The 8,642-nt window shown below is 61.2% G+C and carries 9 protein-coding genes and 3 pseudogenes; 10 read left to right on the plus strand and 2 right to left on the minus strand.

Annotated features, from left to right (window positions below; genetic code table 11):
- Nucleotides 1-213: 213 nt before the first annotated feature.
- A complete protein-coding gene (locus NKK47_RS34345) occupies nt 214-357 on the plus strand; it encodes a TetR/AcrR family transcriptional regulator (protein WP_352579837.1) in 144 nt (47 codons plus the stop codon).
- Here the strand turns inward: NKK47_RS34345 and NKK47_RS34350 are convergent.
- Nucleotides 354-1,244: a LysR family transcriptional regulator gene (locus NKK47_RS34350; protein ID WP_352579838.1), complete on the minus strand. Its 891-nt coding sequence runs from the start codon at nt 1,242-1,244 to the stop codon at nt 354-356. The genes NKK47_RS34345 and NKK47_RS34350 overlap by 4 nt on opposite strands.
- Nucleotides 1,245-1,444: 200 nt before the next feature.
- On the opposite strand from NKK47_RS34350, the pseudogene NKK47_RS34355 reads away from it, so the two are divergent.
- The 9 genes and pseudogenes from NKK47_RS34355 to NKK47_RS34400 all read left to right on the plus strand — a co-directional run bounded on the left by NKK47_RS34355 (nt 1,445) and on the right by NKK47_RS34400 (nt 8,354).
- Nucleotides 1,445-2,417 (plus strand): annotated as a pseudogene (locus tag NKK47_RS34355) (aldo/keto reductase).
- 214 nt (nt 2,418-2,631) lie between these two features.
- A complete protein-coding gene (locus NKK47_RS34365; protein ID WP_352579846.1) occupies nt 2,632-3,243 on the plus strand; it encodes an FMN-dependent NADH-azoreductase in 612 nt (203 codons plus the stop codon).
- Between the two features lie 29 nt (nt 3,244-3,272).
- Nucleotides 3,273-3,677, plus strand: a complete 405-nt coding sequence (locus NKK47_RS34370) for a DoxX family protein (RefSeq protein ID WP_352579841.1) — start codon at nt 3,273-3,275, stop codon at nt 3,675-3,677.
- Nucleotides 3,678-3,850: 173 nt separating this feature from the next.
- A pseudogene (locus tag NKK47_RS34375) lies at nt 3,851-4,554 on the plus strand (pirin family protein).
- Between the two features lie 14 nt (nt 4,555-4,568).
- Nucleotides 4,569-5,627 carry an LLM class flavin-dependent oxidoreductase gene (locus NKK47_RS34380; protein WP_352579847.1) on the plus strand — a complete coding sequence of 353 codons (1,059 nt, stop codon included), beginning with the start codon at nt 4,569-4,571 and terminating at the stop codon, nt 5,625-5,627.
- A complete protein-coding gene (locus tag NKK47_RS34385; RefSeq protein ID WP_352579842.1) occupies nt 5,615-6,589 on the plus strand; it encodes a glutathione S-transferase family protein in 975 nt (324 codons plus the stop codon). The genes NKK47_RS34380 and NKK47_RS34385 overlap by 13 nt, the downstream gene beginning before the upstream one ends.
- A 64-nt stretch (nt 6,590-6,653) precedes the next feature.
- Nucleotides 6,654-6,950 (plus strand): annotated as a pseudogene (locus NKK47_RS34390) (dioxygenase family protein); the annotation flags it as partial.
- A 109-nt stretch (nt 6,951-7,059) separates the two neighbouring features.
- Nucleotides 7,060-7,302 carry a dioxygenase family protein gene (locus NKK47_RS34395; protein WP_352579843.1) on the plus strand — a complete coding sequence of 81 codons (243 nt, stop codon included), beginning with the start codon at nt 7,060-7,062 and terminating at the stop codon, nt 7,300-7,302.
- Nucleotides 7,299-8,354 (plus strand): maleylacetate reductase, encoded by a 1,056-nt coding sequence (locus tag NKK47_RS34400; protein ID WP_352579844.1) that lies wholly within the window; start codon nt 7,299-7,301, stop codon nt 8,352-8,354. Before NKK47_RS34395 ends, NKK47_RS34400 begins: the two co-directional genes overlap by 4 nt.
- 73 nt (nt 8,355-8,427) lie before the next feature.
- Here the strand turns inward: NKK47_RS34400 and NKK47_RS34405 are convergent.
- The coding region (locus NKK47_RS34405) for a hypothetical protein (RefSeq protein ID WP_352579845.1) at nt 8,428-8,642 on the minus strand (215 nt) is incomplete at its 5' end.

The raw sequence follows: 8,642 nt of genomic DNA on the forward strand, positions 1-8,642 counted from the left end.
CGGGGCGTCAAATGCGCCGAAGCCCAGACGGCGGAATCATCATCAAATCAGCCGTAGCTGTCTTTGGTTGATAAAGGCGGCGCAGGATTTTGAACTGCTCTTGTTCCGCCCCCAAGCCTAGATGTTTGTGCGTCTCGAACATGTCCCTGCCGGGATTGCACGCCGGCCCACCGGTTTTCTCGATGCACCAAGCATTGACCATGCGCCCGCACGATGGTGGGTGACATTGCGCAAGCCTCTGGGCTGACGCGCCCCACGCTGTATCTAACCTTCCCGGACAAGGAGCGCGTCTTCGAAGCTGTCGTCGAAACGATGATCAGCGTAGCCGCTCCTCCGACAGCCGCCAGCTCTGTTTAACAACGCTTCAGACGTTCGATGAGCCAGCGGCCGGCGGGCCCCGGCGGTGCGGAGGTCGGATAAACCGCGGACATGGGCAGTATGAGTCCGCCCGGTGGAACGTCCTCAATTGATAGCTCTACCAATCTCCCTTTGGCCATATCACGCTGGACGGCATGCAGCGGCATGCCGCCCCAGCCAAGGCCACTGAGGAGAAAGGCGTGCTTGGCGAAGAGATCCGCAAGGCGCCAGGTTGATGATGACATCACGCCGAACTCGCGCCCTGCTGACAGCTCGGACCTGTCGGTCAGCACCAGCTGCACATGCTTGGCCAGTTCCGATTTCGGAATCGTTCCCTTGATTTCCGCAAGCGGGTGATCGCGCGCCGCGACCATCATGAACGCCACCCCGATCAATCGTTCTCCAGTGAGAGATGGGGGCATCGTCGGCAGCGACCCGACGACGCCGATGCTGGCGGTTCCGCTAAGGACCGGCAAGTAGGCGCCGCCCAACGCCTCGACAAACAAGCGGAGCGGTGTCCTCGGGAAATGCTCCCGAAACTCCTTTGCTGCCTCGGTAATGGCCTCGATCGGGAAGAAGACGTCCACGACCACGGAGAGCTCCGGTTCGATGCCTGAGGCCATCCCCTTCGCTCGCGCCTTCATGAAATCGACGCCGGAGACGATGCCCCTGGCATCGGCTAGTAGGACGGCACCGGCCGGCGTCAACTTCGGGTAGCGCCCGGAGCGATCGAACAACGACACGCCGATTTGCGCCTCAAGTCCGCTAACCAGATCGCTGACGACCGACTGCGCGCGGCGCACCTTGCGGGCGGCTGCCGAGAAGCTGCCTTCGTCCACAGACGCGATGAAGGTCCGAAGCTGATCAAGGGAAACACCATCTAGCATGACATATCCGATCCATCGGCCACTCCGATACGAAAGATCGAAATATAGTGGATTTTCCAACAATCGCAATGATGCAAGAATCCCGAAAGCGTCGTTAGGAAACAAGCGCCGATCCCTCGGAGACTACCGCTGCTTGAGTAGTTTGCCGAAGCTCAAAAAGGATTTCGGCCTCGCGGCCCAGTCACTGAAGGAACACGCACATGAAGACACGGCGCCTCGGTCGCGACGGCCCATTGGTTTCCGCAATAGGTCTCGGCTGTATGCGGATGTCAAACATCATGGGCGGGTCGCAACCGGAACGCGACAGTGATAGCGAGCGCGAAGGTCTCGCGACTATTGAAGCGGCGCTAGACGCCGGAATCACCTTGGTCAACACGGGCGATTTCTACGGCATGGGTCACAACGAGGCCTTGGTCGCCAGGGCGATCCGACGGCGCAGGGATTGGGCCTTCATCAGCGTGAAGTGCGGCATCCAACGGACCCATACCGGCGCCATCCTCGGCATGGATGGACGACCAAATTCAATCAAGAATTATGCTGCCTATTCGTTGCAGCGTCTGGGCGTGGATTACATCGATCTCTATCAGCCCGCGCGCGCCGATCCGTCTGTGCCTTATGAAGAAACAATCGGCGCGGTGGCGGATCTCATCAGCGAGGGCAAGGTCCGCTATCTCGGCGTCTCTGAGGTCAACGCGGGCAATCTCAGCCGAGCCCATGGCACGCATCCGGTCGCGGCCCTGGAAATCGAATACTCGTTGGCAAGCCGATTCATCGAACGCGAGATGCTACCTTTGGCGCGTGAGTTGGGTATTGCCGTGGTTGCCTATGGCGTCGTGTCCCAAGGCCTGCTCACCGGCACCATGCGTGGGGGTGTCGTAAAACGACCAGCTTGCCGCCTCCTTCTCGAGGCTCCAGGGCGCGAACTTACGGATGAACCTCGAAGCGGTTGATTTTCTCGAACACTTGGCCAAATCGAAGGGCCGAACACCGGCGCAACTGGCGGTCACTTGGGTGCTATCGCGCGGCGACGACATCGTTCCGTTGATCGGGACGAGCCGGCGGTCGCGCCTATCTGAAAACCTCGGCGCGTTGGACATCACCCTCAGCATGCACGAGTTGAACGCGCTTGATATGGCGTTCAAGCCCGGCACCTTCTTCGGCGGTCGGCCTTAGGCCCACCAAGGCGCTGCGGTCCCAAGAAGCACTGCCAATTCTCCCAAGCGACGCGTAAAGCATCCATCGGTCCAGCCGATAGATTTCATCGGAATAAAACGGCTATTCGGGTCGCGGTGCGCGTGAGACAACACCATCCATGTTTCGCTCGCTCACAAAATTCGTGTCACACCAAGCATCCACGCCACCCACGCGTAACCCGGAGGCCGTTTCCATGACGATCCTGCACATCGATTCAAGTATTCTTGGCGGTTATTCCGTCAGCCGTTCGCTATCCGCCGATATCGTGGCGCGGCAACAGGCGCTGCATCCAGATTCAAAGGTGATCTACCACGACCTCGTCATCGACGCGGCCCTTCACCTGTCTGACCACCATATGGCTGTGGTCCAGGGCGGCGCGGTGACGGATCCTGTCATAGGCGCGGATCTCGCCGCGGGTGGCGCCTATATCGATGAACTTTTTGCAGCCGACATCATCGTCATCGGAGCTCCGATGTACAATTTCTCGATCCCCTCGCAGCTCAAGGCTTGGATCGACCGCGTTTGCGTCGCTGGCCGGACCTTCCAGTACGGTGCGAACGGTCCTGAGGGCATGCTGCCGAAGGGCAAGAAGGTCTTCATCGCCTCCTCGCGTGGCGGTGTCTACACCGGCGACAGCCCCGCCGCCGTTCTCGAACACCATGAGACCTACCTTAGGGGCGTGCTCGGCTTCATTGGCCTCACCGATGTGACCGTCGTGCGGGCCGAAGGGCTCAACCTCGGGGAAGAAGCCAAGGCGGCCGCGATCGCCAAGGCGAAGACTGAAATCGCCGCGCTCGCGGCCTGACAGAGTCCAACTCGAGGAAAGACAGTTCAATGGAAAAACATGCTCCCACAATCGCCGCCGTCGGCCGCATTCTGATCGCGGCCATCTTCATCATGAGCGGCCTTAGCAAGCTCGGCGCGCCGTCGGCGACGCAAGGCTACATTGCCTCCGTCGGCCTGCCGCTGCCGCTTTTGTCCTATCTCCTTGCCGTGGTGACGGAACTCGGAGGCGGACTTCTGCTCCTGGTTGGCTTCCAGACCCGTTTGACCGCTGCATGGCTCGCGGTGTTCACTGTGGTCGCAGCGATCTTCTTCCACTCCAACCTCGCCGATCAGAACCAGTTCATCAACTTCGTGAAGAACGTCATGATTACCGGCGGTCTACTGCAGGTCGTAGCGTTCGGCGCGACGTCGTTCAGCTTTGACGCACGCCGCCTCCGTCTTCGGGCAGCATAAACCCTGAGGGTCGCAGCGGTCGCGAGACGAGAAATGATCCCGATAACGCCATGCGGCGTCTCCCGCCCCCGGCTCGTGGCGGCAGATCCTGGAGAGCCGTAACCGCAAGGCAAACTTGCGGTGACCGCCTTCAATTTCAAACCTGCCAGGCTCCCCGAACTTGCGAGTATCCCATGATCGAATATCGCCCCTTCTCCGAAATCGGTGGCACGCAGTCGGACTGGCTGATGGCGAAACACCATTTCGTCCTCGGCCGCTACGGCAACGCCGATCACCGTCCCGTAGGCGTTCTCTATGTCTAAATGATGATGAGCTGGCGCCGCATTCTGGATTTCCGCCGCATCGGCACGCCGACGTCGAAATCATCACCTACGTCCGAGAAGGCGTCATCCCGCACGAGGACAACCTCGGCAATCGCGGCCATACGTTCGCTGGAGACGTCCAAGTGATGAGCGCTGGTATTGGCATCGAACACTCCGAGCGGAACGACCAGGACACTATCACGCGGATCTTCCAACTCTGGATTAAGCCGCGCGAGCTTGGCGGAGTGCCACGATGGGGATCGAAGCCGTTTCCGCGTGCCGAACGCGGCGGCCGACTCGTGCCGCTGGCCAGCGGTCGGCACCTCGAGGACGCCTTGCCCATCAGGGCCAACGCTGACGTCTATGGCGCGATGCTCGTCGCAGGCGACGTCGTGGAGATCGTTCTGACGGAGGGCGAAGGCGGCTATCTCGTGCCCGCGGTCGGGGTGGTGGACGTCAACGGAGTGCGCGTCGGCGCGCGCGAGGGCGTTGCCGTGAGCGATGAGCGTTCAATCACAATCAGTGCCATCACCGACGCCGAGCTGCTGCTCGTCATCGCCGGACGTGGCGGATGAAGCGGGCGAATATCATGGAAATCGGCATCGACAGCTTCGCCGCGATTCTGCCCGAGCCCAACTCGGGCCACACGCCGTCCCCGACCGACCGCATGGCGGCGTTGCTTGAAGAAGTGGAGACCGCCGATCGCGTCGGGCTGGACGTGTTCGGGATCGGCGAACACCATCGCAAGGAATTCCTCGACGCCGCACCCGCTGTCATCCTTTCGGCTGTTGCCGCTAGGACGAAGACCATTCGCCTGACGAGCGCGGTTACCGTGCTGAGCGCCGCCGATCCCGTCCGCGTCTTCCAGGACTTCGCGACAATCGATCTGATCTCGAAGGGCCGCGTGGAAATCGTCGTCGGCAGAGGCTCGTTCGGTGAGGCCTATCCGCTCTTCGGCTTTAGGTTTGACGATTATGATGCGCTGTTTGCCGAGAAGTTGGACCTTCTCCTGAAGCTTCGCGACACCACTCACGTAATATGGGCGGGCCGGTTTCGGCCGCCACTCAATGGCCATGGCGTCTTTCCGCGCCCCCATCAGTCACGCTTGCCCATATGGCTGGGCGCTGGCGGCACACCACAATCCTTCATCCGTGCAGGCGCCCTCGGGCTGCCTTTGATGGTAGCAATTATCGGCGGAGATTTCGCCCGCTTCCGGCCACTGGTCGACCTGTATCGCGAGGCGGGCAGCCAAGCAGGGCATCTACCCGAGACGCTGCGGATCGGCGTCCATGCGATCGGCTTCGTCGGTGAGACGACCGATGAGGCGAAGGACGCCTTCTTTCCGGGCTGGTCCTACATGTTCACCGAGATTGGACGCGAGCGCGGCTGGTCGCCGGCCACTCGTCCGCAGTTCGAGGCGATGTGCGGCCCGCGCGGCGCGTTCCTGATCGGCGCCCCCGAGACAGTGGCGGCCAAAATCCTAAGCGCAAGCGAAGCGCTCGGCGGCATCTCGCGGATAACTTTCCAGATGAGTTCGGCATCGCTCGAACCCTCGGCAATGAAGCGCTCGATCGAACTTCTGGGGACTGCGGTCGCCCCGATCGTCCGGGAGATCGCGGGCAAAGGTGAAGACGTATGGGTGAGCTGATCGGCGGTCATTGGCATCGCAGCGGCATCGACACAACAATGTCGGACGGCACTCTGCAGCGTAAGCCTTCGATTTTCCGAAATTGGGTGACGCCGACCGGCTCGTCCGATGATGGCGCGGCGGCGTTCAAGGCGGAGGCTAACCGCTACCACCTTTATGTCTCGCTGGCTTGCCCCTGGGCCCATCGCACTCAGATCATGCGCAGCCTCAAAGGGCTCGAAGACCTCATCGGCATGTCAGTTGTTCACTGGCTCATGCACGATGACGGCTGGACCTTCGAACCAGGTCTTGGCGTCGTGCCCGACACTGTCAATGGTGTGACCAGGCTTCACGAGCTTTACACGCTCGCCGACCCCAAATGCACGTCGAGGGTCACGGTCCCTGTTCTGTGGGACAAGACCGCGCGGACGATCGTGTCGAACGAATCTTCCGAGATCATCCGGATGTTCAACAGCGCCTTCGATGGCCTCGGTGCGCTCCCGGGCGACTACTATCCGAAGGAACATCGCGAGGAGATCGATGCAGTCAACCAGCGCGTCTACGCGAACCTCAACAACGGCGTCTATCGCGCCGGCTTCGCAAGCCGCCAGGATGCCTATGAGGCCGCCGCGGCGGATGTCTTCGATACGCTGGACTGGCTCGAATCCCGTTTGAAGGGTCGATCCCACCTCGTCGGGGGCGTCCTGACGGAGGCGGACATCCGCCTGTTCACGACGCTGGTGCGATTCGACGCCGTCTATCACCTCCACTTCAAATGCGATCGCCGCCGGCTTACCGATTATCCACGGCTATGGGCGCATACGAAGCGGCTCTATCAACATCCGCTTGTCCGCCCGACGGTCAGCATCCCGCACATCAAGGGCCACTACTACGGCAGCCATCCTTGGCTCAATCCCAGCGGCATCGTCCCGATTGGGCCTGATCTCGATTTCGACATGCGCGTTGAGTGCCTCAACTCATAAGGAGGCATATATGCAGACCGCAACGGCGAATGGTGGCCGTATTCCCTCGCTTGGCACCTACGGAATGACAGGCCCCGCGCTATCCAAAATCATCCCCGCTGCGCTACGTGCGGGGTTTCGGCACATCGATACGGCGCAGATCTATGCGAACGAGGCCGATGTCGGCGGGCCTTTCTATCGCGCCTACGCGCCGCGCGTCGCGGACGGCGCGAATATTTGCCTCGACGGCAAAGGTGAGCCCGTCGACGTGGTCGCCCAGGTCATCGACCTGGACGGCTGTCCGGTTGGCGGCGCCGTAGTTGAAACCTGGCAGGCGAGCGGCGAAGGTTTCTACGAGAATCAGGAACCGGACCGTCAGCCAGAATTCAATCTGCGCGGCATCCTGACCACCGACCAGACAGGCTGTATCCGCTACCGCACAATTCGCCCCGCTCGGCTACACGACCCCGGCGGACGGACCCGTCGGCAAAATGCTGGCCCGTTATGGCCTTCCGCTAAAGCGGCCGGCCCATCTTCATTTCATCATCCGTGCAGCGGGTTTCGAGTCCATCAGCACCCATGTGTTCGACGGCAGCGATCCGCTGCTGGGACAGGATGCGCTATTCGGGGTGAAGCCGGGACTGGTCGGTGAGTTCAAACGCAAGGATGACCACTGGTCCCTTAACTTCACCTTCGTGATAGCGCGGGCGAAACAGGAAAGGCGCGCGGCATGAAATTCACATATCAGGGCAGCCCGGCACAGATCGTCTTCGGTGAAGGATCCAGCAAGGATATCGCCAAATGGATCGACAAGATCGGCGCCAAGCGCGCGTTGGTGCTGTCGACTCCGCAACAGAAGGCCGACGCGGAATCAATGGCGACAGGTCTTGGCGGGATGGCGGTTGGCGTCTTCGACGGCGCCACCATGCACACGCCGGTCGACGTCACGGGAAAGGCCGTGTCCGCGGCTCTAAAGCTCAAGGCCGATTGCGTGGTCGCGCTTGGCGGCGGCTCAACGACCGGCCTTGGCAAGGCGATTGCCTGGCGCACCGACCTTCCGCAGATCGTCGTGCCGACCACCTATGCCGGCTCGGAGGTCACGCCGATCCTCGGCCAGACTGAAAAGGGCGAGAAAACGACGTTGCGCAGCCCTAAAGTACTGCCCGAGGTTGTCATCTATGATCCCGATCTGACGCTCGGACTGCCTGTTGGGATGAGCGTCACCAGCGGCCTGAACGCTATCGCCCATGCCGCGGAAGGCCTCTATGCGCCTGATGCCAACCCGATCACATCAATGATGGCGGTGGAAGGCATGCGGGCGCTGCGCGACGCACTGCCGGTCTTCACCAGAAGTCCGCACGACGCCAAAGCCCGCGCCAACGCGCTGTACGGCGCCTGGCTCTGCGGCACGGTGCTCGGCCAAGTAGCGATGTCGCTGCACCACAAGATTTGCCACACATTGGGCGGCAGCTTCGACACGCCGCATGCCGAGACGCATTCAGTCATGTTGCCGCACACAATCGGCTTCAACGCCGAAGCGGCCAGCAATCAGCTGAGCGGCGTGGCGGAAGTCTTTGGCGGCTCACCCGGACAGGCGCTCTACGACTTTGCCAAGTCTGTCGGCTCGCCGATGACACTGCAAGAATTCGGCCTCAGCGAGGCTGATCTCGACCGCGCCGCCGATATAGCGGCCAAGAACCCCTACGCCAATCCGCGCCCCGTCGACCGCGCTTCAGTTCGCGCCCTCCTACAGGATGCGTGGGAAGGAAAGCGCCCGCCGCGCTGATTTCGCTGATTTCTGGGAGGAACAGGCGACCGGATGCGCCGGGTGCTACGGAGAATTCTGGCAAGGTAGAGGATCAATGAGCCCCGCTCATTCCACGCGCGAAGGCCGCTAGGGTCACGGCAACGATAAGTGAGATGGCAAGATGAGCTATTTTTCGGAAGATCGGTCCGTCGAGGCTGTCAATGAACGCATGGGCAAAGACACTAGCACTACTTTGGCAGATTTTTAGCTCCGGGAGCGTTTCGAGGATTCCCAAGAGCGGTTTTGCGTGATTCATGAGAGGTCGGC

The sequence above is a fragment of the Mesorhizobium sp. M0019 genome, from assembly GCF_040323975.1.
Lineage (GTDB): Bacteria > Pseudomonadota > Alphaproteobacteria > Rhizobiales > Rhizobiaceae > Mesorhizobium.